Origin of the sequence: Proteiniclasticum sp. (genome assembly GCF_003514505.1) — a bacterium.
Lineage (GTDB): Bacteria > Bacillota > Clostridia > Clostridiales > Clostridiaceae > Proteiniclasticum.
Genome location: NZ_DOPX01000019.1, coordinates 1 through 22,023, shown reverse-complemented (window position 1 = coordinate 22,023; position 22,023 = coordinate 1). Strand labels below are relative to the sequence as shown.

26 protein-coding genes, 1 pseudogene and 1 riboswitch are annotated in these 22,023 nt (G+C 42.2%); of the genes and pseudogenes, 5 read left to right on the top strand and 22 right to left on the bottom strand.

The genetic code is table 11. The features are described from left to right. Positions 1-11 precede the first annotated feature (11 nt). The 16 genes and pseudogenes from DEF30_RS06380 to DEF30_RS06305 all read right to left on the bottom strand — a co-directional run bounded on the left by DEF30_RS06380 (position 12) and on the right by DEF30_RS06305 (position 9,851). Positions 12-869, bottom strand: a complete 858-nt coding sequence (locus DEF30_RS06380; RefSeq protein ID WP_294097479.1) for a polyprenyl synthetase family protein — start codon at positions 867-869, stop codon at positions 12-14. A gap of 2 nt (positions 870-871) precedes the next feature. Then, on the bottom strand, positions 872-1,078 hold the full coding sequence (gene xseB / locus DEF30_RS06375; protein ID WP_074909651.1) for an exodeoxyribonuclease VII small subunit: 207 nt from the start codon (positions 1,076-1,078) through the stop codon (positions 872-874). Next, positions 1,053-2,270, bottom strand: coding sequence for an exodeoxyribonuclease VII large subunit (xseA, locus tag DEF30_RS06370; RefSeq protein ID WP_294097478.1), 1,218 nt, complete (start codon positions 2,268-2,270; stop codon positions 1,053-1,055). The genes xseB and xseA overlap by 26 nt, the downstream gene beginning before the upstream one ends. 21 nt (positions 2,271-2,291) lie before the next feature. After that, on the bottom strand, positions 2,292-3,143 hold the full coding sequence (locus DEF30_RS06365; protein ID WP_294097477.1) for a bifunctional 5,10-methylenetetrahydrofolate dehydrogenase/5,10-methenyltetrahydrofolate cyclohydrolase: 852 nt from the start codon (positions 3,141-3,143) through the stop codon (positions 2,292-2,294). Positions 3,144-3,190: 47 nt separating this feature from the next. Continuing rightward, positions 3,191-3,607, bottom strand: coding sequence for a transcription antitermination factor NusB (gene nusB / locus DEF30_RS06360; protein ID WP_294097476.1), 417 nt, complete (start codon positions 3,605-3,607; stop codon positions 3,191-3,193). 80 nt (positions 3,608-3,687) lie between these two features. Continuing rightward, positions 3,688-4,074 (bottom strand): Asp23/Gls24 family envelope stress response protein, encoded by a 387-nt coding sequence (locus tag DEF30_RS06355; RefSeq protein WP_074909660.1) that lies wholly within the window; start codon positions 4,072-4,074, stop codon positions 3,688-3,690. A gap of 183 nt (positions 4,075-4,257) precedes the next feature. Continuing rightward, entirely contained in the window at positions 4,258-4,815 is a 558-nt protein-coding gene (efp, locus tag DEF30_RS06350) for an elongation factor P (protein WP_294097475.1), read from the bottom strand. 265 nt (positions 4,816-5,080) lie between these two features. Continuing rightward, entirely contained in the window at positions 5,081-5,590 is a 510-nt protein-coding gene (locus DEF30_RS06345; protein ID WP_294097474.1) for a shikimate kinase, read from the bottom strand. A 1-nt stretch (position 5,591) separates the two neighbouring features. After that, positions 5,592-5,981: a hypothetical protein gene (locus DEF30_RS06340; RefSeq protein WP_294097473.1), complete on the bottom strand. Its 390-nt coding sequence runs from the start codon at positions 5,979-5,981 to the stop codon at positions 5,592-5,594. After that, positions 5,971-6,399, bottom strand: a complete 429-nt coding sequence (locus tag DEF30_RS06335) for a hypothetical protein (RefSeq protein ID WP_294097472.1) — start codon at positions 6,397-6,399, stop codon at positions 5,971-5,973. Before DEF30_RS06335 ends, DEF30_RS06340 begins: the two co-directional genes overlap by 11 nt. Next, positions 6,374-6,763, bottom strand: a complete 390-nt coding sequence (locus tag DEF30_RS06330; protein WP_294097471.1) for a hypothetical protein — start codon at positions 6,761-6,763, stop codon at positions 6,374-6,376. Before DEF30_RS06330 ends, DEF30_RS06335 begins: the two co-directional genes overlap by 26 nt. A 44-nt stretch (positions 6,764-6,807) precedes the next feature. After that, entirely contained in the window at positions 6,808-7,143 is a 336-nt protein-coding gene (locus DEF30_RS06325; RefSeq protein ID WP_294097470.1) for a hypothetical protein, read from the bottom strand. Between the two features lie 148 nt (positions 7,144-7,291). Next, positions 7,292-7,464, bottom strand: a pseudogene (locus tag DEF30_RS06320) (transposase); the annotation flags it as partial. A 162-nt stretch (positions 7,465-7,626) separates the two neighbouring features. Further along, on the bottom strand, positions 7,627-8,076 hold the full coding sequence (locus tag DEF30_RS06315; RefSeq protein WP_294097469.1) for a type II secretion system protein: 450 nt from the start codon (positions 8,074-8,076) through the stop codon (positions 7,627-7,629). Beyond that, on the bottom strand, positions 8,063-9,037 hold the full coding sequence (locus DEF30_RS06310; protein ID WP_294097468.1) for a type II secretion system F family protein: 975 nt from the start codon (positions 9,035-9,037) through the stop codon (positions 8,063-8,065). The genes DEF30_RS06315 and DEF30_RS06310 overlap by 14 nt, the downstream gene beginning before the upstream one ends. Next, positions 8,976-9,851 (bottom strand): ATPase, T2SS/T4P/T4SS family, encoded by an 876-nt coding sequence (locus DEF30_RS06305; protein WP_294097570.1) that lies wholly within the window; start codon positions 9,849-9,851, stop codon positions 8,976-8,978. The genes DEF30_RS06310 and DEF30_RS06305 overlap by 62 nt, the downstream gene beginning before the upstream one ends. 186 nt (positions 9,852-10,037) lie before the next feature. Between DEF30_RS06305 and DEF30_RS06300 the strand changes: the two genes are divergently transcribed. Further along, positions 10,038-11,711, top strand: a complete 1,674-nt coding sequence (locus DEF30_RS06300) for an NFACT RNA binding domain-containing protein (protein ID WP_294097467.1) — start codon at positions 10,038-10,040, stop codon at positions 11,709-11,711. Positions 11,712-11,718: 7 nt separating this feature from the next. Next, entirely contained in the window at positions 11,719-12,762 is a 1,044-nt protein-coding gene (locus DEF30_RS06295) for a PTS sugar transporter subunit IIC (RefSeq protein ID WP_366409470.1), read from the top strand. A gap of 37 nt (positions 12,763-12,799) precedes the next feature. On the opposite strand, the gene DEF30_RS06290 is transcribed toward DEF30_RS06295, so the two are convergent. From DEF30_RS06290 to DEF30_RS06265, 6 genes are all read right to left on the bottom strand, one after another. Further along, complete coding sequence (locus DEF30_RS06290; protein ID WP_294097465.1) at positions 12,800-13,168, bottom strand: SdpI family protein; 369 nt, start codon at positions 13,166-13,168, stop codon at positions 12,800-12,802. Further along, positions 13,165-14,265, bottom strand: coding sequence for a M42 family metallopeptidase (locus DEF30_RS06285; protein WP_294097464.1), 1,101 nt, complete (start codon positions 14,263-14,265; stop codon positions 13,165-13,167). The genes DEF30_RS06290 and DEF30_RS06285 overlap by 4 nt, the downstream gene beginning before the upstream one ends. Positions 14,266-14,280: 15 nt before the next feature. Beyond that, the gene (locus DEF30_RS06280) at positions 14,281-15,018 is read right to left on the bottom strand and encodes a DUF3784 domain-containing protein (RefSeq protein WP_294097463.1); all 738 of its coding nucleotides are present in this window, start codon (positions 15,016-15,018) and stop codon (positions 14,281-14,283) included. A 251-nt stretch (positions 15,019-15,269) separates the two neighbouring features. Then, complete coding sequence (locus DEF30_RS06275) at positions 15,270-15,626, bottom strand: Spx/MgsR family RNA polymerase-binding regulatory protein (protein ID WP_294097462.1); 357 nt, start codon at positions 15,624-15,626, stop codon at positions 15,270-15,272. Beyond that, positions 15,617-18,658, bottom strand: coding sequence for an SbcC/MukB-like Walker B domain-containing protein (locus tag DEF30_RS06270; protein WP_294097461.1), 3,042 nt, complete (start codon positions 18,656-18,658; stop codon positions 15,617-15,619). Before DEF30_RS06270 ends, DEF30_RS06275 begins: the two co-directional genes overlap by 10 nt. Continuing rightward, positions 18,655-19,806, bottom strand: coding sequence for an exonuclease SbcCD subunit D (locus DEF30_RS06265; RefSeq protein WP_294097460.1), 1,152 nt, complete (start codon positions 19,804-19,806; stop codon positions 18,655-18,657). Before DEF30_RS06265 ends, DEF30_RS06270 begins: the two co-directional genes overlap by 4 nt. A 263-nt stretch (positions 19,807-20,069) precedes the next feature. Between DEF30_RS06265 and DEF30_RS06260 the strand changes: the two genes are divergently transcribed. The 3 genes from DEF30_RS06260 (at position 20,070) to DEF30_RS06250 (ending at position 21,983) form a co-directional block, all read left to right on the top strand. After that, complete coding sequence (locus DEF30_RS06260; protein WP_294097459.1) at positions 20,070-20,573, top strand: GNAT family N-acetyltransferase; 504 nt, start codon at positions 20,070-20,072, stop codon at positions 20,571-20,573. A gap of 135 nt (positions 20,574-20,708) precedes the next feature. Next, a riboswitch (cobalamin riboswitch) is annotated at positions 20,709-20,890 on the top strand. Between the two features lie 165 nt (positions 20,891-21,055). Then, positions 21,056-21,448 carry a DUF4430 domain-containing protein gene (locus DEF30_RS06255; protein ID WP_074909707.1) on the top strand — a complete coding sequence of 131 codons (393 nt, stop codon included), beginning with the start codon at positions 21,056-21,058 and terminating at the stop codon, positions 21,446-21,448. Beyond that, entirely contained in the window at positions 21,408-21,983 is a 576-nt protein-coding gene (locus DEF30_RS06250) for a hypothetical protein (protein ID WP_294097458.1), read from the top strand. Before DEF30_RS06255 ends, DEF30_RS06250 begins: the two co-directional genes overlap by 41 nt. Positions 21,984-22,023 lie beyond the last annotated feature (40 nt).

The window sequence follows — 22,023 nt, the reverse complement described above, 5'->3', positions numbered from 1 at the left end:
ACTTACCCCTCCTAATAGGTTCTCTCCATGAGGCTCTTTGTGAGTTCCTCCAGTTTAGTCGTGTCACGGCGAAGTTTTGAAAGTGCCGCAAGGCATGCCTCAGTGGCTTCCTTCGCCATATCTCTACTTTTATCCACGCCAAACAGTCCCACATATGTAGTTTTGTTGGACTGTTCATCTTTTCCGACTGATTTCCCGAGCACTTCTCTGGTCGAAGTCACATCAAGAATGTCATCCTGAATCTGGAAAGCAAGACCTAGGTTTCCCGCATACTCTTCCAGAAGCTTTATCTCTTCTTCCATAGCACCTGCATAGACAGCCGGGGCGCAAACCGCTGCTGTAATCAGTGCACCTGTCTTTTTATGGTGACAAAGCCTCAATTCTTCGAAGGTGGCGGAATACGCTTCGTGATGAAGATCCATTACTTGCCCTAAGATCATGCCATTTCTTCCTGAACACCTGGAAATATATAAGGCAGCCCTAGCGCCTGGCTCTCCGTGTACTGCATAACTCTCCAAAAGCACCGTAAAGGCTTCATTAAGAAGCGCATCTCCTGCGAGAATCGCATTCGCTTCTCCAAACACTTTATGACTGGTGAGTTTGCCTCTTCGGTAGTCATCATTGTCCATGGCAGGTAAATCATCATGAATCAGAGAATAGGTATGGATCATTTCCATGGCTAGTGCCATAGGAATCAGATCCTCTTTGCTCTTTCCAAACATTTCTCCGGTGAGAAGGCAAAGAACAGGACGGAGTCTTTTCCCTCCTATGGACATACTGTATGTCATGGCCTCTGTTATTGTATTATCCGGCAACCGCCTGAAATAATTCAGAATCTCTTTATCCATCAGATTCTTCAGTTCTATCATCTTCAAAACTCCGTTTCCTCATCACTTTGTATCATCTTGACTTTGGCTTCTGCCTTTTCAAGAATCTGCAGCAGTTCCTTGGTCAGTGAAACACCTTCTTCGTATTTCTTCATCGATTCCTCAACGGAAAGCTCCCCGCTTTCCAGTTCATTGAGTACTTCTTCCAGCTGTTCAGTCAGCTCCTTATAATTTTTCACTTTCTTCGCCATATACACGAACCTCCATCTTGACTTCCCCATCTTTCATCTTCACCGTAAGTGCCTTCGATGTTTTCAGCTCTGCTACGCTTCGTATGAGATGGTTCTTCTCACTAAATATCAATGCATACCCTTTATCCAGGATATTGAGGGGATTATGTGCTTGAAGCAGACTGTAGTAGGACTCCAGTCTTTCCCGCTCTCGTCCCATCCTCTGCATAATTATACCATCTAAACGGTTTCTTTTCTGTTCTATATCCAAATAACTGTTCGCAAGAATTGTGTTTGGATGACTTTTCTGAAGCCTTCCCTGATATGAACTGAAAACAGTTTTCTCATGACGGATCCTGGACATATATGCCATCTCGAGTCTTGCGCTTTTTTCTTTCAACGAACGTAATGCTTCTGAAAGAGAGGGAATGACAATTTCTGCAGCCTGAGATGGTGTAGCTCCACGATAATCCGCAACAAAATCTGCAATGGTAAAATCTACTTCATGGCCAATGCCTGTAACAACTGGAATCTTGGAAGCGGCAATTGCATAGGCAAGAGTTAAATCATTAAAGCAAGAAAGGTCTTCAAAAGAACCTCCTCCTCTTGCCAGAATGATCACATCCACATCTTTTCTCCTATTCACTGCTTGAAGCGTTTCCAGCAGTGCTCCTCTTGCAGCATCCCCTTGCACCAGTGTCGGGAATATCAGAAGCTCCACAGTGTTGTTTCTTCTTCTTGATACATTGATGATGTCCTGCACAGCAGCACCAGTGCCAGATGTAATCACCGCAACCTTCTCGGGATACGCAGGAAGCATTTTTTTAATTTCAGCACGAAAAAGCCCCTCTTTCTGGAGCTTTTCTTTGTTTTCCTCAAATTCCTGATAGATTTCACCAAGGCCTATCTCTTCCAGTTTACTCACGTAGAGCTGATATGTCCCTTCCTTCGCATAAACGCTGACACGTCCGCTGAGAAGCGCTTTCATACCGTCTTTTGGATGTTTCTTCAGTGAAGAAGCATCCTGACGGAACATCACACAGTTCACCTTCGCATGCTCATCTTTGAGCGAAAAATACAGATGTCCGGAACTATGTGCTTTAAAATTGGATATCTCACCGAGGACGGTGAGATTGTTTAAGATAAAATCATGATCAAAATTTCTTTTGATATAGGCGTTGAGATCTGTCACACTCATGGTTTTCAGTTTCATCGAATCCTCCATGGAGACATCTTATTTCCGGAAACTCTCATCATAAAGATCCAAAAGAGTTCTCATCAGAATGGTTGTAGTAAGTGTACCTACGCCTCCAGGAACTTTTGTAGCATATGCCGCCTTCTGTAGAACACTCTCCAGATCGCAGTCCCCTACAATCTTCCCATCAAGTTCTGAAGTACCCACGTCAATCACGGTGGCACCTTCAGACACATACTTCTCATCAATCATCAGAGGTCTTCCTATGGCACTGATGAGTATTTCACCAGACCTTGCCATCATTGGCAGATTGCTGGTCCTGCTGTGACATACCGTAACGGTCATATGTTCCCGAAGCAATAGCTGTATCAACGGCTTCCCCACAATATTGCTGCGTCCGATGATTACTGCATGCTTACCTTTGAGCTCTCCATGGATATGCTTCAGTATTTCTACTACACTGGACGGCGTGCACGGTGCTACCCCTCCTGATGTAGAGGCCAATAATCCGATGTTGATAGGATTCACGCCGTCCACATCCTTGTCTTTACTGATGCTTTCAGCCACGCGTTCTTCATTAATGTGCTTCGGCAACGGAAAAAGAACCATAATCCCATGTACTTTGTCATCACCATTGAGCTCCCCAATCATCGAAAGAAGATCTTCCTCTGATGTATCCTCAGCCAATGTGATCTTTAGCATTGTTCCGCCTAATGCTTCCAGATTTTTTTTCTGCATTTCCAGATAATAGACTGAACCAGGATCTTCTCCCACAAGGACCGTTGCAAGAGTTGGCACTGGTTTGCCATCTGCTTTATATGTCAAGATACGATTCTTCAGTTTTTCTTTTTCTGTTTTTGCTATCGCTGAAACATTAATAATCTCTGCCATCTGTCCCTCCTGTATTGAAAAACCTTCTGCACCAGATCAGGAAGATACTATTCTAGACCTTTCTCCTGATGTGCGATTTTGTCCAGTACTCCATTGATAAAGGCTCCAGAGGTTTCATCTGAATACTTTTTAGCAATTTCTACTGCTTCAAATATCGAAACATTTTCTGGGATACCCTGCATAAAGAGAATTTCATAAGTGCTTAATCTCAGTATGCTTAAGTTGATTTTAGAAACTCTCTGAATCTTCCAGTTCACCAGATACTTTTCTATGATGGAATCCAGCTGTTCTTTTTTGTTATTTACTCCGTTTAGTACTTCTTCCAAATACTTCAGATCTGTATCTTCGCGCAGGTCCTCATGGTTGTCTTCAAAATAATCATCCACAAGCTCCTCAATGTTCTTCTCATTCATCGTGCTTTGATACAACAGTTCCATAGCGATTTCACGTGTTCTCTTTCTCATACGCTTTTATAGGGCTAAAGCCCCCTCCTCATTTTCTCATAGTACTTCAAAAAACCCTCTGGATTTCAGAGGGTTTTCTTTTATTTTTCCTTTGTCTTCTGATCGTTTTCTTTCACAAATATGTTGTTCACATAAACATTCACTGCAGAAACCTTTAACCCTGTGATGGTTTCAACAGTTTCTTTCACGTTGGACTGTGCCTTCTTTACAACCTCAGGAATTCTGAACCCATACTCAATGCTCACAACCATATCGATGATGGCATCCTGCTCACCTACAGTGACTTTAACTCCTTTGGTCACATTTCTTTTTCCTGTCACCACTTGAGTAATCCCACCAGTTAGGGTTGGATGAAGCCCCTGAATTCCTTCTATTTCACTGGCAGCAATCCCTGCAATGACCCCAACTACATCTTCGGAAATCTTTACTACCCCATAGCCTTGGTTCTTCTTTGTGTTTTCGCTCATATATTTTCCTCCTCGGTCCTGTAGGTCTATTTGGATTAATTATATCAAATTGAACTTTTATAAGCAATTGAATCGCTAAATCCAAGCGTGGTAAACATGCTCCATTTGCGTCTCTGCTGCTGCCTAAAAAAAGGACCTGGTATAAACCAGATCCAAAATCCCAGCTCCATATTGTTCTTAGGCTTAAACTCTCTCCATGTACTCGCCTGTACGAGTATCTACCCGGATGGAGTCTCCTTCATTGATGAAGAAAGGAACCATAACCATTGCTCCTGTTTCTACCGTTGCTGGCTTAAGAGCATTCGTTGCTGTATTGCCTTTGACTCCTGGCTCTGTCTCTGTAATCTGCAGCTCCACGAAGTTTGGCGCTTCGACAGAGAATGCTTCTCCCTTGTAGAACTTGATTACAGCGAAGTTGTTTTCTTTCAGGAACTTAATGGCTTCTTCAACCTTTTCATAGTTCAGCGGAATCTGCTCAAAGGTCTCCTGATCCATGAAATAGTACAGTTCTCCGTCGTTGTAAAGATACTGCATTTCCTTTCTTTCAATCACTGCTTCCTGCAGTTTAGTGGAAGGGTTGAATGTGGTTTCTGTCATACCACCTAGTATTACGTTTCTCAGCTTTGTACGAACAAATGCTGCACCTTTGCCAGGCTTTACATGTAGAAAGTCGATTACGACAAACACATTGCCTTCATGTTCGAATGTTGTACCTTTTCTTAAATCACTTGCTGAAATCATTTCTTTTACCTCCAAATTCTATCCTAAACCTAGGAACTGCCAGGCAGAGCCTGGTTTTATTTCACACAGAAGGGCAAAAATAAAGTCTCCGCCTTCTGACAAAATATCAATTACTCTTCTGGAAATTACCAATGATATTTTATCAGATTGACTGAAGTTATGCAATAAATATCGGTTTTGACACATTTTAGAGGTTTTAGGTTCTAGAGTAAATTTTTCAGAACAAGCAGAAAGTCAGATTATTGAAGGTGAACCACAATGGACTCTACTTCGTCCACTCCATTCTCAAGATCTCATAAAGATCCTGGATCAAAGGTCCAATCTGAGTTTTCCCATCAGTATGAACGTGATAGGATGCCTTCAAATATTCAGATTCTCGTTTTTCCAGCATGGACTTCACTTCCTCATAAGTTCTGGATAGAGGTCTTGTACGATCATCTCTGAGTCTCTTCCAGAGAGTGTCTGCTGAACATGACAAGTAAACTGTGATGCCAGATGTGTTCAGTTTTGACATATTTTCATTAAATATCGGTAGTCCACCGCCTGTAGAGACCACAACATTCTTTATATTCATCATTGTGTTCAGAAGTTCCAGTTCAAGAACTCTCAGCCTTTTCTCCCCATCCTCTTCAATGATCTGCTCTGGAGTTCTTCCGTAAATTTTTTTAATTTCTTCGTCAGTATCAAGAAAGTCCAATTCCATTTTTTTTGCAAGTTCTTTCCCTATTGTGGATTTACCGCACCCGGGCATACCTACCAAGTATATTGGTTTCATATTACACTCCCTTGTTGATCAGCTGAATCTCTTCATCCTGCACCCTCAACTCTACCCTTCTCAGATATCTCAGTACCGTGTCTTCTACAATCAGCACATGCACCGTACCTTCATTATATCCTTCTTCATAATAAATAGAATAGATACCAACCTTTTCTTTCCTCCCTTTTTTCATATGAATGAGGAATTCACTTCCCACATATTTCTCATTAAGAGCGGTCTCAATGAGTTCCAGTTCCTGAAGAAACTTCTGGACACGGACATCAACACTGTAGAGGCCTTTTTCGATATACATATGACTTCGAAGCAGTCTATGATTTCTGATGGAGAACCCTCCAGCAAGGATCAGCAGAAGTACTGCAGAAATGATGCTCCCTCGTTTACTTTGCAAGATAAAACCCCCGTTCGTAAGAAACGCCTGGAAAATAAAGCCTGATAAACACGATATCCCCTATTTTTCTCATCCTGACATCGACGACACCATGACATATTTCTTGAACCTGCCCCCCTTCAAACACAAAAAGGAGCCTTGAATCCCGCTTTGTCAGCACTATTTTATTCCCAGGCACATAGACACTTTTTTCAATCTGAAGAGTATTGCCAGACAATGCAGTCGCTTCCACATTGTTGTATAATCCAGTTTTCAGAACTTCAAAGGCATGGTATGCATAATCTGTATACTTTAAAAACTGAAGCAGCTCTTTATAGTCTTCCACTGAAAAAATGTACACCCTCATAGCAAGAATTACAGCCATGAGGCTGAACATCATATAGGCTAAAAAGTCACTCAGCGCTGTACCCCGTTTCATTCCTGAATACATACCTTTGTCTTTCCTTCCCCGCATAGTAGCCCACAATCTCCACTCTCTCAGTGTCTTTCTGAAATTCAATAACAAACTCTCCCTGCGGCTTTTCTGATACTTCATATTCTTCAAGACTCCCATAGGAAACCCCCTCGTCAACCATCAGTCCACCACTCAATAGAAGCAGATAATACCCTTCCAGTTTATAGTCAAAATCAAGAAGAGCCTTCATTTCAATCTGCTTTACCTTCAGAAGGGCGCGCTCTTCCGCGAATGTCAGTCCTACCAGCAGCAAAAGAAATACACCACCCAACATCACCAAATGGATTCTTCCATGTTTACTCGTATTGATCCGCCTCACCGTTGCCAAAACTTATAAAACTCTATAACACTCCCTGTTCAACATGTCTGATTTTATAATTCGAAAGAATATACTGCTTTCTTTTGATGTGACACTCCCAGGGCTAACTCTTCCGATACAGCTCTATACGGATTTCTTTTCACTGTCCTTTTCGTTGCCTGGCGAATAGGATTGCTTCTTCCATTGGCTGATTTTCTATGAGGCCATTGGATCTGATATTTGAGTTTTATAAAATTACCTGTCTTGACAAACATACTCCTTTCTTTATTTTTAGGTATTTGCAAGATACCCTGCGCTATAACACTCCCACAGGTAAATAAATGGGATTCTTGGGTGATTAAACGCCAGTCTGTTTCTAGCAGACGAGTATGACCCCAAGCTAAGGGCATGCCATTGCTCCTCCTAAGACAGTACATGTAGTACCTTAGGTTGGCAGACTGTTACCATCTACCACAGGTGCTTTCATGATATTCATTGCACCGGCTCGATCACGATGTGTTTTGAAGCCACAGGAGCATTTTTAATTTCGATCCCTTGCCTTGTTTTTTGTTCTTCGCCATACCGCTTTACGATCTCACTTGTTACATTTCCTGCGGCAGATATAAATAGCTCCGTGTCCATAGACTTGGCAAATGCTTCAGGTGTAAAAACTCCTGTCCCAATCTTCTTGATGTCACTCCTTTCAATTTTGCTATTATGTCTGATGGGCTTTCTGGCGCAATTACTGTCATCTGCGCAGCCTTTTTTAAGATTCTTTATCCTCTAGTAAAATCCGCTTCACTGTTGCTGCCTTCAAAATCTCTATTCTATGTGAAATCTTTTGAGCGAGTTCTTATGATCATGTATGGTCTTTCTTTTGCACTGTTGATTTCCTAAGGATTTCTGACATCTAGCGTCATGGTGCCAAGATGAATCATCAGAGACTGCTGCTGTTTCCCATTTTCATAGAACGACACTTTTCCGCTGATGGCCGAAATTCCATAATACTTGAAAGTAAAGCTTGTATTGGCCATGGCATCCGGATAGGAGTACCCGTGAAAAAACACTTCACTTCCTGGTGCCATATAGGTTCTCTTCTCGATCTGCTGCAAATGGTTGATATGAAGCAGATACCCTTTTCGTGCTCCCAGCTTTCTGGATTTCATAGTCTCTTGAGCAGTTCTCAGTTCTTCATTCAGTGCCCCCATATATATCACCGCGGATTCTTCCCGGCTTCCGGTAACTCCTTTTGGCACTTGAGCACCACCAATGAGTAAAATAGAGGAGAAAAGTCCCAATACAATGAGCATTTCAAATAGCGTACTGCCTCTACAGATTCTCATAAGCATCCATCATGGGCATCATGACAGCCATAGACAACAGAAAGAGCAAAGCCCCCAGAACAAAGATAGACAAAGGCTCCAATAATGCGGTTCTTCTCCTTAAGTATTCTTCAAAGAAAGTTTTTCTTACAAGAAGATACGCTTGAAGTGACTCTTCCAAGTTTCCAGTTTCCTCAGAAATCTGAACATATCTTACCAGCAATTTCGAATACCCTCCTTCCTGCAGACTTTCAGTAAGGGACTTGCCTTCTTTGATGGCTTCTCTAATTTTCAGGCAAGACCTCCCGCCCTCATCAAGAAGGTGAAGCGCTTCCATGAGATCTATACCTCCCTTAAGAAGCAGGTACAGCTCATTGATGAATGTCATTTCTTCATGTTCCACCCACTTCTTCCCAAACACAAGGTAGCGAAGAACCTTTTTTCTCTGAAGCACTTTGACAGCAACATAGATGAGAATTAAGGAGGCAGCACTAAGCACCGGCATTGGAACACTTAAATGAAACATATAGAGGCTCGATAGGAGCATATTTTCAACTTCAAGGGTACTCAGCATTTCCTTCAGAGGAGGCAGAATATAATAGAGCGCACCAATAAAAAATACAACTGTTGCGACAAGAAGCAGTGCCGGATAGATCAGAATGCCAATGATTTTTTCTTTAAACATCCGTTCTTCTTTCAAGGACTGTGCTATCCGTTCAAAAGCACCTGCCAAGTCTCCTGTTTCTTCCGCCAATTTCACAAGATGGATTTCTCTTGTTTTAAAAAGATTCAATGTCCCCATGGCCTCGGAAAGAGACCACCCCACAAGAAGCTGCTCAGAAAGTGCTGCTTCTTGTGGATTTTCAGAGAGCTTCAGAACCTCTGTCAGACTGATTCCGTTCTTTAAATAATGACTTTTCTCATAGAAAAACAGCTCCTTGTTGAAGTTTGGTTTCTTCCGGATTGGTCTCCAGTTTTCCATAAGCTTTTTTCCCTCCTCTCTCAAATACAAGTTTTTGATAAAATACGGTGGATAGGAGCATGGTGAGCTCATCCTTCTGGAGACCAAACTCCTTCAACTTCTCATAAGCACTTTTATAACTGAATGCATGAATGGTAGAGATTACCGGGTGCCCTGTGAGCGCTGCTCGTAGAGCCATCCTCGCTGTCTCCTCATTTCTGATCTCACCGATGGCAATATAGTCCGGATCCTGCCTGAGAGCAGCAAAAACTGCCCGTTCATAGGTGAATCCAGAAAAGGAGTTGATCTGGCATTGAACAAGATCCTCCACATAATTCTCTACAGGGTCTTCAATGGTGAGCACCTTGTACTTCAGATCTGTGAGTTCCTTCAAGAGCCCATAGAATGTTGTGGTTTTCCCCATGCCCGTTTCCCCTGCAATCAGATGGATTCCCCTGACGCACTCTATTCGCTTCAGCAGTCTCTCACAAAGAGGTATAGACAATCCAGTGGCAAACAAACTTCTGAAGCTTCTGTCAAATTTACGGATAACCAGGGATTCTCCATAGACTGACTTCAAAAAGCTGACTCTAAAGCTTTGATCCTGATACTCAAAAGCACCATCCTGTGGCAGTCTTTTTTCTGAAATGTTCAGACGTCCCAGGACTTTTATTTTTTGTATGAGCAGTGCATACATCTCCAAAGAGTACCTATGGATTACTTCGATTCCTCCTTCTTCCCGGAAACACAAAAGAACATGATCTTTCTTTGGCAGAAAATGAATATCACTGATCTGTCTGTCTTTGCTGCTATCTAGAATCTCCTCCAGATTCATCAAACCACCTCCAAGTAGCCCTAACCTCTTCTTCTCATCAGACTATATTATAAGCATCGAAACAGAAATTATTCATATTTGGTGTCTGTCTGAAAATAAGTTATAATATAGGTTGATTGCAAACACTCTGCCTTAGGAAAGGCAAAAGGAGGAAACACGGAAGCTCACTTCCGTGAGAATGGTACTATGGCTTTAGACGGTTTATATTTCTCATCAGTTGTAAAGGAACTGCAAGATACTCTTCAGGATGCGAAAGTAAATAAAATATCCCAGCCTGAGCAGGACACAGTAATTCTTCAGATGCGGGGGAAAGAAGGCACAAAGAAGCTTCTTTTGACTTCCAACAGCTCCTATGCAAGAATACACTTTACAGATATACAAAGAGAAAATCCGATGCAAGCTCCGCTTTTTCTCATGGTTCTGAGAAAACATCTCGTGGGCTCAAAGCTCACAAAAGTGGAACAAGTGGATGGAGACAGACTGATCAACCTGCATTTTCTAGGGTATGATGAGTTTGGCGAAGACCAGGCATTCACCTTGTCCATCGAAATGATGGGAAAACACTCCAACATTCTCCTTATCAGAGACCAGGAAGGAACCATTGTGGACTGCATCAAGCATGTATCCTCAATGAAAAACTCCTATCGAACTCTGCTGCCAGGAAAAAAATACGTGGCACCGCCTTCCTCTGGAAAACTGAATCCTTCAAGTTATGAAATTGAGGACCTTCGGGAGAAGCTATCACTTGTATCATTTGGAGAAAACTTCTTCAGCACTGTGTTTGCAGGAGTGTCCAAAAAGACCTCTCATGATCTTTACCATCTCTATCGGGAAGGTGAACCTCTCACTTTTATTATGGAAATCTTAGAGAGGATCCTCTCTAGTGACCGGTTCTATATCCTGAAATCGGAAAAAGGTTTTGAAGATGTAACCAGCTATCCCTTTAAGGAAACATATCTGGAATACAGCTCTCCATCCCTGGCTTTGGAAACCTTCGTCCAAGAGAAAGACACGAAAGACAGGATGCGTTCAAAAACATCCGATCTTCAAAAAATCCTTGTGAACAATCTCGCACGCGTACGAAAAAAAATTGAAGTACTCGATAAATCCATGGAAGATTCCTTGGACAAAGAGGACTTCAAGATTAAAGGTGAGATTCTTTCAGCCAATGTTTACGCATTGAAAGATGGTATGGATGAAGCTGTTCTGGATAATTACTATACAGGAGAAAAGATCAGCATCAAACTGAATCCCTCAAAAACCATCAGCCAGAACATTGAGCAGTATTACAACAAGTACAACAAGAAAAAACGTGCAGAAGTTATGGCAAAGGGTCAGAAGATACTCGCTCTGGAAGAAGAAGACTACTTAATGTCTATCCTTTTGTCTCTGGAAAATCTGGAAACAGAAGACGAAGTCCAGGACATCCGGAAGGAGTTAATGGCTGCAGGTTATCTCAGGTTCAAAAAGAATTCATCCAAGAAAGAAAAGCAGTCCAAGCCTCTTCACTTCAAATCCAGTGAAGGTATTGATATCTTTGTGGGGAAAAACAACGCACAAAATGACTATCTCACCATAAAATTCGCAAGCAGGCATGATACATGGTTACACACCAAAAATATTCCCGGTTCCCATGTCATCATCCGGAGTGATCATTTTAACGAAGAAACATTGCTGGAGGCAGCAAATCTAGCAGCTTATTACAGTAAAGCCTCCAAATCCACCAAGGTGCCCGTAGATTATACCCTGGTGAAAAACATCAAAAAACCGTCTGGCGCAAAACCAGGGATGGTCATATACGCAACGAACAAAACCTTGTATGTGGATCCGGAGGCACCAAGAATTCTGAGACAAGAATAACTTTGAGGTGTTTAATTTGAAACAAAAAGGTAAAGAAAAAAACAAAATATCAGCCTATGCCATTAAAGTATTGAATGGCATGGCACAAGGACTATTTGCTTCCTTGCTCATCGGACTGATCATCAAGCAGATTGGCACGTTAACTGGTTTGGATATACTGGTGACTTTCGGAAGTGCCGCCCAGGTTCTTATGGGACCTGCCATAGGTGCGGCTGTAGCCTATAGCGTTGGTGCTCCGCCCCTTGGCATTTTTGCCTCAGTTGCCGTAGGCGCCATAGGAGCAGGCACATTCACCCTAGTGGATGGACAAACCGTCGCACGGATCGGTGAACCGGTTGGAGCTCTTGTTGCTTCTCTCATTGCAGCTGAGCTCACAAAGCTATTGAAAGGCAAAACAAAAGTGGATATCGTCATCCTGCCTCTGGCAGCAATTGTGGTCGGTGGTCTTACGGGAGCTTATATTGCTCCTTTCATTACTGCCTTTATGACCTTAGTTGGCGACTTCATCAATAAGGCCACAGAACTTCAGCCTGTTCCCATGGGCATCATCGTCTCCACAGTCATGGGTGTCGTGCTTACTCTCCCCATCAGCTCTGCTGCACTCTCAGTTTCACTGGGCCTATCCGGCATCGCTGCAGGGGCATCTACTGTCGGATGCGCAACCCAAATGGTAGGATTCGCTGTAGCATCTTTCCGGGAAAATGGATTTGGCGGGCTTCTATCCCAGGGGCTTGGCACATCCATGCTTCAAATTCCCAATATCATCAGAAACCCCAGAATTTGGATTCCTCCAACACTGGCTTCTGCCATATTGGGTCCGATAGCCAGTGCAGTCTTTAAAATGGAGGGCTCTAAGCTAGGAGCAGGAATGGGAACATCGGGACTTGTCGGTCAGTTTGATGCAATCAGTGTTATGGGTTCTAACTCGAGAACACTCTTTTTGATCCTCCTGATGCACATCATCCTGCCCGCTCTTCTGACCCTTCTTATTTCAGAGATTATGAGAAAAAAGGGCTATATCAAGCCTGGAGATATGAAACTGAATGTATGATAAAAAGCTGGCCATTGGCCAGCTTTTTTAATGGTCTTTATTCTTTTCTCGATCCGTCCTGATTGAAATTCCTGCCAATTCTCCTTTCTGTCAAAGGAATCACACCTAAAAGAAGTATCAGCTGTGCATAAATAAGATACAGTGAAAATCGTTCAAGAACTCCAAAACGTTCAAACAGAAAAATCAGTAGAATAGAAGCTGCTGTGCCTACCGCACCTAGTTTCAGCCAAATCTCGCCTGCAGTCTTATGAGCGAACATCCAGACTTCTTGATTTTTCATGGATCGTGGTGTTCGATACCCATATATAGAGTTTATGTTTTTAGGTGGATGCTTGATGAAAATCCACCCAAAAATCAGCATAGTGCCCATGAGGAGACCCGTCATCCCCAAACTGAATGCCATCATAATTTTTCTCTCTTTAGAAAGTCAGATTTGTAAAGTTCTCTTACCCTCTCCGGATGTAAGGACTTGATGACTTCCACAGCCAAATTTACTGCTGCGTCTATGTCATCTTCCGCTGCAAATGAATAATGTGTATGCACATATCTTGAAGGTATCCCAAGCACTAGAACTGGAACTGCCTTTTCGGAGAGATGAATCTTTCCTGCATTGGTTCCTCCACCTCTTCTTACTGCGCTCTGAAAAGGAATGTCTTTCTCTTCGGCCTTTTCTATGGCAAGGTTAATGAATCCGCGATGACTGATATAGCTCTGATCCAGATGCCTGATCTGTACACCTTTCTTCAAGACTCCCTGGGCTTCGAAAGCGTCATAATACATATCATCTGCAGGAGAACCTTCAAAAACAAAAGCCATATCAGGTTTCACCACTTGAGATGTGACCTGGGCTCCCCGGGTCCCGATTTCTTCCTGTGAAGCCAAAGCACCTACCACATCCACTGGCAGATCCAGCCCTTCCAGTCTGCGCAGCGTCTCGAGGACCGCATAGCAACCGATTCGATTATCAAAAGCTTTCCCTAAGAGAATCCCTGTTCTTTCTTCTCGGCGGAACTGTACATCAGGGACCACCGGATCCCCCGCAGAAATCCCAAACAGCTCCGTCACTTCCTCTCGGCTGGTACAGCCCACATCAATGCGCAGTCCCTCAAGGGTCAGTTCAGATGACGCTTTCTCCTTTGTGGACATAAAATGAGGCGGTTTGGATACAACAATTCCCTTGATGTATTCTCCACGGCTGTTCTTGATGACCATGCTGTGGGCGGGCAAGTTATTGGGTACCCATCCCCCTAAAGGAACAATGGAGATAAGACCTTTCGAATCGACAAACTGAACCATAAACCCAACTTCATCCAGATGGGCGTCCAGCATCAGCACCGGTTTATTTCCGTCATGAGCTGACCTTCTGATATATACATTGTTCATCGCATCAACTTCCACTTGGAACTGAGAGAGTTCTTCATGTACAGATACAATCACATCCTCCTCAAATCCACCAGGACCGAACGCATTGGATAACTTTTCAAGCACTTCCATATTTTTCATTTTCATCCCCACCTTTTACTCTACTTTACTCTTTAAAAATTCATAAAAATCTGATGTTTTACCCTTATCCTGAAGATTCATCACAATTCTTCTTTTGGTAGTTTCAATATAAATATAAGGTGGTCTGGACTTGTCTAGAAAAAGCTTCACAGCGCCATACTCTCTTGTATTGAAATGCCCTCTCAGTTTTGGTCCCACCGCAGAACCATTGGTTCTCATGGTGATTGCGGGCAGATGCTCCAAGAGCTCCACAGTCACTATTTCTTCGTATGGAACCTCTTCTCCATACATTCCCTTGATCTCAAACGAATCTTCATATAGAACCACAGTGGTGGGTCTTGTAGAAAAAAACATCACAGCTCCTACAAAAATCACAGTAATCCCTGTGATGATTCCTACAATAACCAGCTGTTTTTTCCCATCTTTCTTCAATCTCCCATCTTCATCAAACATATTGCCATCATATTTCTGAATCTTCACAAGCAGTACGACTGTAGAGACGACGAAAAAAACAATGACGGGAGCCATAAGGTTCTTAACATCCAGTGCAGTAAGAATTCCTGCTAAATAAGCGATGAAACCATTAAGATAACTGTATAATCCCATATATCTTGCAATGGCTTCCACATTCACATTCTTCTTTTTCTCCTTGGAGTATGTATTGTACCCTGATATTAAGAAATAAGCCTTGCCCTTATGGACAAGAAGCCCCATACCGATGATGATGGTGCCCAGCAAAAAATAGAACCACATTTCAATTCCTCCCAGTACTCCTGATTTTCTTTTTGTTTATGTCCATTGTACCACTTTATCTCCACAAGTAGAAAAGTGTACTCTACACAGATTTTCTGCTTCAAATACACTTTAACGTGATGAGGTATGAATCCCCCACCTACGCTCTCACTACGTGAGTGAGGAAGGCTAAGAAGAAGGAGACTTTTCGATTTTTAGGTTAAAAAAGGTTCTTTCTTTGATCCTAATTCATTTCATTTCAAGATAAATTTTTATTCCTTCAGAAGCTTTTCCGTCCACTCCTGCTCTTCAAAACCAATAAGCACTACATCCTCTTTACGAAGCACCGGCCTCTTCACGAGCATAGGATGTTCTGAGAGAATCTTTAGAATTTCTTCATCAGAATAGGTTTTTACTTTTTCCTTCATCTCCAGTTCCCGGTAGACAAGTCCACTGGTATTGAGCAGCTTTTTGATGGGCAGACCACACTTTCGGTACACATCACGGAGTTCTTCCACGCTCAAAGGCATGGAGACAATCTCCCGATACTCGTAGTCCAGATTATTTGCCATGAGAAACTTTTTTGCTTTCATACAGGTTCCGCATTTTGCATAACATACTAATTCCATTTGGTGCCTCCAGTTATTTTAATTGTACTTCCGTTTCCTGGCGTGGTTTTCACTTCAATCTTGCCAGGTATTCTGTCTTTCAGTTCCGTTACATGGGAGATGATTCCCACAATTCTTCCACTGACGTTGAGTTCCATCAGGCAGCTTAATGCATTCTCCAGAGAATCTTGGTCTAAGGATCCAAATCCTTCATCGATAAAGATGGTCTCTAGATTTACAGATCCTTTGTGGCTTTCAATGAAATCTGAAAGTCCAAGCGCTAGAGATAAGGATGCCTTGAAACTTTCACCGCCAGACAGGGACTGCACATCTCTTTCCCTTCCAGTGTACTCATCAAACACATTCAGACCAAGACCAATTTTTTCCCGTCTGCTTTCTGTCTCATTTCGTCTTTTCAGCTGATATCTTCCTTCAGACATTTTTCTCAGACGTGCATTTGCTCTAAGCAGAATTCCTTCAAAGTAGTAGCTTTGAACAAAGGTCTCGAAATTCATTCCTAAGTATGCTGTATCATAAAGATCCTGATACAGCGCCAACACCTTTTTATTCTCCTGATACTCATCATAGAGCCTTCCCAATCGCTCATGGGCTCTCTTCAGTCCATGAAGCAGAATGGACTTCGCCTCCACCTGTTCCTGCAGAGCTTTCTGTTCCTGCAGCAGATTCTGAAGGATCTTTTGTATTGGTTCAAGACTCTTGAACTGAAGGGTTTCTCCCCGGTCCTTCAGCACATCAAATACCCCTTTTGATTTATTGTACGCCTGAAAGAAATCCTGAATCTCCTGTTCTATGGTGTCTATCTGAGATACATTGTCCCGATAAGCATTATAGACCTCAACGGAAAGCTCCTCCTGTTGAAGTCTTTCCAGAAGATGCTGTTTCAGTTCAGCGTATTTGACTCTGCTTTGTTCAAGCGTATCACGAAGTGTGCTCTCCTTGCCTTTTAGGTTTTCTTCATATTGCCTTGATTTATCGTACGCATTCTTTGCTTCAAGTGCAATATTATAAAGTGTCTGAACTCTCTTTTCTATCTCTTCTGCTTTACTTATGAGTCCCAAGGGTTCCTTTGGCACCCCACTCTCCAGAAGACCTCTTTGCTCACCAGAAAGTTCCAGAAGAACACTTCTGCTTTTTTCAAACAGCTCTGTTACTTTCTCTTTTTCCTGAAGCTCCTGCTGAAGGGACTTAATGAGATCTTTCAGCATTAAGTCCTTTGTCGAAAACCCTTTCACCTTGTTTAGACATTCTGCCAGTTTTTTCTCTCCCAGCATAAACTTCTGCTTCTCTTCCTGTCCGATTTTAAAGGTCAATGAAGCATTCTCTGCTTCAATCCTAAGTTCTTGACGAAGCTCCTCCACCTCTTCATGAATATCACTGATATTCGCTTTCAGATTTTTAATGGTGGCATGAAGCTCTGATAGTCTTCTCTCCACCAGTTTTTTCTCTTCTTCTGCTTTTAAAAATCTCTCTTCATCAAAACCCTGGATTTCTTTTAAGCCCAGCGGATGTTCCAAGGAACCACAGACTGGACAAGGTACATTGTCTTGTAAACTCTGCCGGAGGACCAGTGCATAATGTCCGCTTTTCTTCCTGCTTTCCTCCGCAAGTTTTGATTCTTTTTGCTGCAGCTCTTTTTCAGCCAGACTTAGCTCCCGGTCTACTTGGGTGAGATTGTTTTGAAGCTGCTCCATTTTCTCCATCTTCTTAAAAAGGTTCCCCAGTTCCTTCAGATAATTCTGCTGTTCTTTTTGACTGCTCTTCAGTTTTTCAGCTTCGAGATTTGACTCGGCAAGTCCTTTTCTGACTTGCTCTTCCTCTTCCAGCAACTGTTTCAGCTGTTGTTCTTTTTTGCTGTGATGATTCATCTGCTCTTGAAGCTTATTCAATTCAGCATTAAAGGCTGAAATTTTCTGAGATATCTCTTTCAGTCTTTTTGATTTATCCACAAGATCTAAAATCCTGGTACGAGTCTCCTTCAGGTTATCAATTTCTTCTGCATTTCTATTGGCATCATGGAGGTTCCTTTCCTGACGAACCAGCTGCTCTGAAATTTTTCTCAGTTCCAGAAGAAGCCTTTGGTTTTCCACTTCCTTCCCTTGAATCTCTCTGCTCAAACTCTCCATCTGAATTTCGATGTGGGTGATTCCTGAAATTTTCCGAAGCAGCTTCAGTTCCTGCTCCTTTTTCTCATAGATTCTCTTCTGGGATCGTAGCTCCGCATGGTGCTTCTTTGCATCCAGATAATGCTCAAGCTCTTCGTTCTCTTTTTGGCCTAAAAGAAGCTCCTGTTCTATGAGTTTCACTTCCTGATCTTTACTGGCTTTCTCTGTTTTTAAGGTGTTCAGTTCCTTCTGTTCTTTTTCCAGCGTCTCGTTTAAGACATCTTTTCCCAGCTCAATATCTCTATTTTCAACTTGAGCTTCTCGTAAAATCTCAGAAAATCTCATCACCAGTTCTTTTTCAACCCCTTTTTTCTCATCAAACCGCTCTTTGATGAGAAGCTGGATCTTTTCGTACTCTTCCGTGGCAAAGAGCTTTTTTAGTATTTCTGACTTGTCTTTTGTTCCTGCTGTTAGAAACTCCCGAAACTCCCCCTGAGGGATCATCACAATTTTCTTGAACTGATCCAGGTTTAACCCGATGATGCTTTCAATCTCCTGATTGACTTCTTTGATTTTCACCAAAGCTTCGGTGTCATCATCCATCTTCGTAAAGTAAGCCTTATTAAGACTTCGTGCATTCTCAATCCTCTTCACAAAATACTGTCTTCCTCGTACTTCAAAAAGCAGTGAAACTTCCATTTCATCCTTCTCATCTGCGAGCTGACTTCTGAAACACTTGGCTTTGGTTCTAACTTCTCCGCTGCCTTCTCCATATAGCGCGTAACAGACCGCATCAAAAATAGAGGTTTTCCCAGCCCCTGTTGGCCCTGTAATAAGGAAAATCTTATCTTCATAAAGAAGCTTGAAATTCACCGTGGTCTCCTCTTTAAAACCAAGGAAATTCTTCATTTTCAGTTCCAGTGGTTTCATCCCTTCTCACCTCTTTCCAGCGAAATGAGAATCTCCTTAAAGAGAGCTGCTGCGTTTTCATCCATTTCCCGTTCATTCTTGAGTTTGTAGAAATCCCGGAACAACGCTGTCACATCATTTTGCTGAATCATTGAAAATTCAGCCTGCTCATTAAATAAATTCTCTTCTTCTCTCTTTTTCCTCAGTTCCAGTATATTCGGGAATTTAGATCGTAGACGCATCATTGGATCAAGAATCTCTTCCTGATCTTTCAAAAATACTCTGATGTAATCCTCCGGATTCCCCTCATACTGGAGGTTCATAAGTTCTGTGAAATGACCTTCCAAGGTCACGACATCTCTTTGGGTGTAGATTGGAATTTCCGATACTTCTACGGTTCCCTCCGCAGAAAGAGTAATGAGACTCACACTCTTATTATGATTTTCTTCAGAAAAAGAGTATTTCATCGGAGATCCCGAATAACGGATCCTCCCTCTTTCCACCCATTGCGCTTTATGCAGATGTCCAAGAGCAACATAGTGAAACCCTTCAAAGACACTGGATTTTATGTAGTCATGTCCACCCACAGACAGTAACCTCTCCGAGTCAGACTCTTCCATCTCATCCTTAGCACTTCCAGCCACAAATCCGTGATAGACAAGGACCTTTCTATTGGAGTTCACCTTTCTGCTCTCTTTGAAAATCCGCTCATATACCATGGAGTCATCTTTAAAGCTTTCCAGCTCGTATATGTTTTTCAGAATGGATGTATCACGGTATGGAAAGAGGTAAAACTCTACTGGGCCAAACTCATCCTTCAGTGTGATGCATCGCAAAGGTCTTCTGACGGTGTTTTCGACAATGAGTCCTTTATCCTCCAACAGGCTGCTTAAAAACCCAACCCGCTCATGAGAGTCATGATTCCCTGTGATCACCAGATTTTTCTTCCCCAGCCTGACTAGTTCGGTAAGAAAATAATCATTCAGTTTCACAGCGTCTTCTCTTGGGATCGACCTGTCGTATAAATCCCCAGCAATAATCACAACATCTGGATTTTGTTCCTTGATGATTCTCAGAATATCCTGAAGCATTACCCGCTGGTCTTCAAGAAGAGATACTCCATTGAAATAGCGGCCAATATGTAAATCCGCTATGTGAAGTATTTTCATAAAATACAACTCCTTCCATCGTTACAGAACTCTCCTGGTTCTCAAAACTCAACTTTGATATAAAGATGTTTTTTTACTAGCCAGATTCTATTAGAAATATTTTAACATAATTTCTGGCTTCTATTAAAGATTTCAGAACTTTTCTACGTTCTTCCTGTCTCAGACATTTGATTCGGTTTTTCATGAAAATACAGCTTTAAATTATCTGATAAGTCTGTTCATTCCTTTGTTTTGGTGTAAAATAACCTTAGGAGGTGTTATCTATGCCAAAACGAATTCGTATGAGTTTACGGCTTTCAAAGACAGATTATGATTTCCCTCAAGAGATCCTATCCGCAGAACAGAAGTATCTTAAAGAGATTGCTTCTTGCGCGCTGGATGCTTACAAAGACACCATTGATTACGAAGGTGAAGACCTGGACCAAACAATCGAAGAAGTACAGCGTGTTTATGAGGGATTCTACGGGCCATTTATGAAGGAAGCCTCCTTTATATACTTGGAGGATGAAACGGTCTATGCAGGACTTCTGACCTGTCTTTACCGTGGAGAGCCTACAATCACCTACACCTTCACGCGAAAGTCCAGACAGAGGCTGGGCTATGCTACACAGCTGATTGGTTTTGCTTGTCAAAGACTCTATGAACTTGGATATCACTCTCTGTTTCTGTATGTCACCACAGAAAACCTGGATGCATTACGACTCTATGAATCCCTTGGCTTCCAAGAGGTTCCTCTAACCACTCTTTCTGAGATCAATATCGACTGAAACTTTATCGTTTATTGACTCCTTTCAGCGTGGTTTTTCAACAGGTTCACCGTAGAAAAAGAAATCACCTCTTCATCTAGAACTTTTCACGTTATGTGATATAATGAGCTTATAAGAATCCATTTTAAGAAAATTTAATATTTTAATGATATAGGTTGCAAAGTATGCGCTTTGCACGAAGAGGGAAACAGGAAAAGCCTGTGCGGTCCCGCCGCCGTAAGACTCTTAAGAATTCCTACACCACTGGAGATGATCTGGGAAGGTGAATTCTTTTACATAGTCAAGCCGGAAGACCTGCCTATATTGTTTTAGACTCCCCTCACGGGTCATGAGGTGTCATTTTGCTTTGCTGGCTGATCTCCAGCAAATGCTTTTACGCACCTTCAAGGGTGCTTTTTATTTTCCCCTTGTACACCTTTTAAGGTTTTTCTTAAAGTGATTCTTAGATTATAATGTACGGTTTCGTACACAAGGAGGAAAACATGAACAAAAAACTCGTAGCCGTTCTCGTCATCATTCTTCTAGCAGTTGGTGGTTTTGGTCTTTCAAAGCTTCTCTTTCCTAAAGGAGAGGAAGGCACAAAAGAAGTCACCATAAACATTATTGTTGCCAATGAAAATATTGACTATACAAAGTCTTTCAAAACTGACGCCCTTTATGTAGAAGAGCTTCTTAACGAGAATACAGAGGAACTGAAAGTTGAAACAGAAGATACACAGTACGGTCCAATGCTTGTAGGACTTCTTGACTACAAAGCGGATGCCACGAAAGAGTTCTACAGCATTAAAATCAATGGGGAAGATGCCATGGTTGGCATAAAGGAAATACCAGTAAATGATGGAGATGAATACACCTTTGAAGTTCAAGGTTTCTAATCTCAGTGTTCATGACATTGTTCTCATCCCCCTGCTCAGCGCTTCGCTGACCGCAGGAAAGATGGCTCTTTCCTTTATCCCCAATGTCGAGATCGTGACGCTGCTGTTTATGGTCTATGCTTCAGTTTTCGGCTTTAAAAAGACATTTCTGGTTTCCATTATCTTCTCAACCATCGAAATTTTCTTATATGGACTCCAGACATGGCTCATTGGATATTATATCCTGTGGCCGCTGCTGATCTTTCTCAGTGCAATGCTCTACAAAAAAACACAGTCTGAATGGCCGTTCGCTTTTCTAGCTCTGACTTTCGGACTTTGTTTTGGTCTTTTCTTCGCCATGATTGAATCAATCTTTTATGGATTCTCCTATGGTATTGTCTATTGGCTGAGAGGTATTCCCTTTGATGTGGTCCATGGTGCCTCTAACTTCGTTCTTGGCATTTTTCTCTACAGGCCACTAGAACAGCTGCTTTCCCATCTTCGGGACAAGTATGCTTTTCAGCATGCCATCCAGAACAGCTGCAAAACACAATAAAAAAACGCCAAGTCCTATGATATGCTCCCCTTATAGTAGA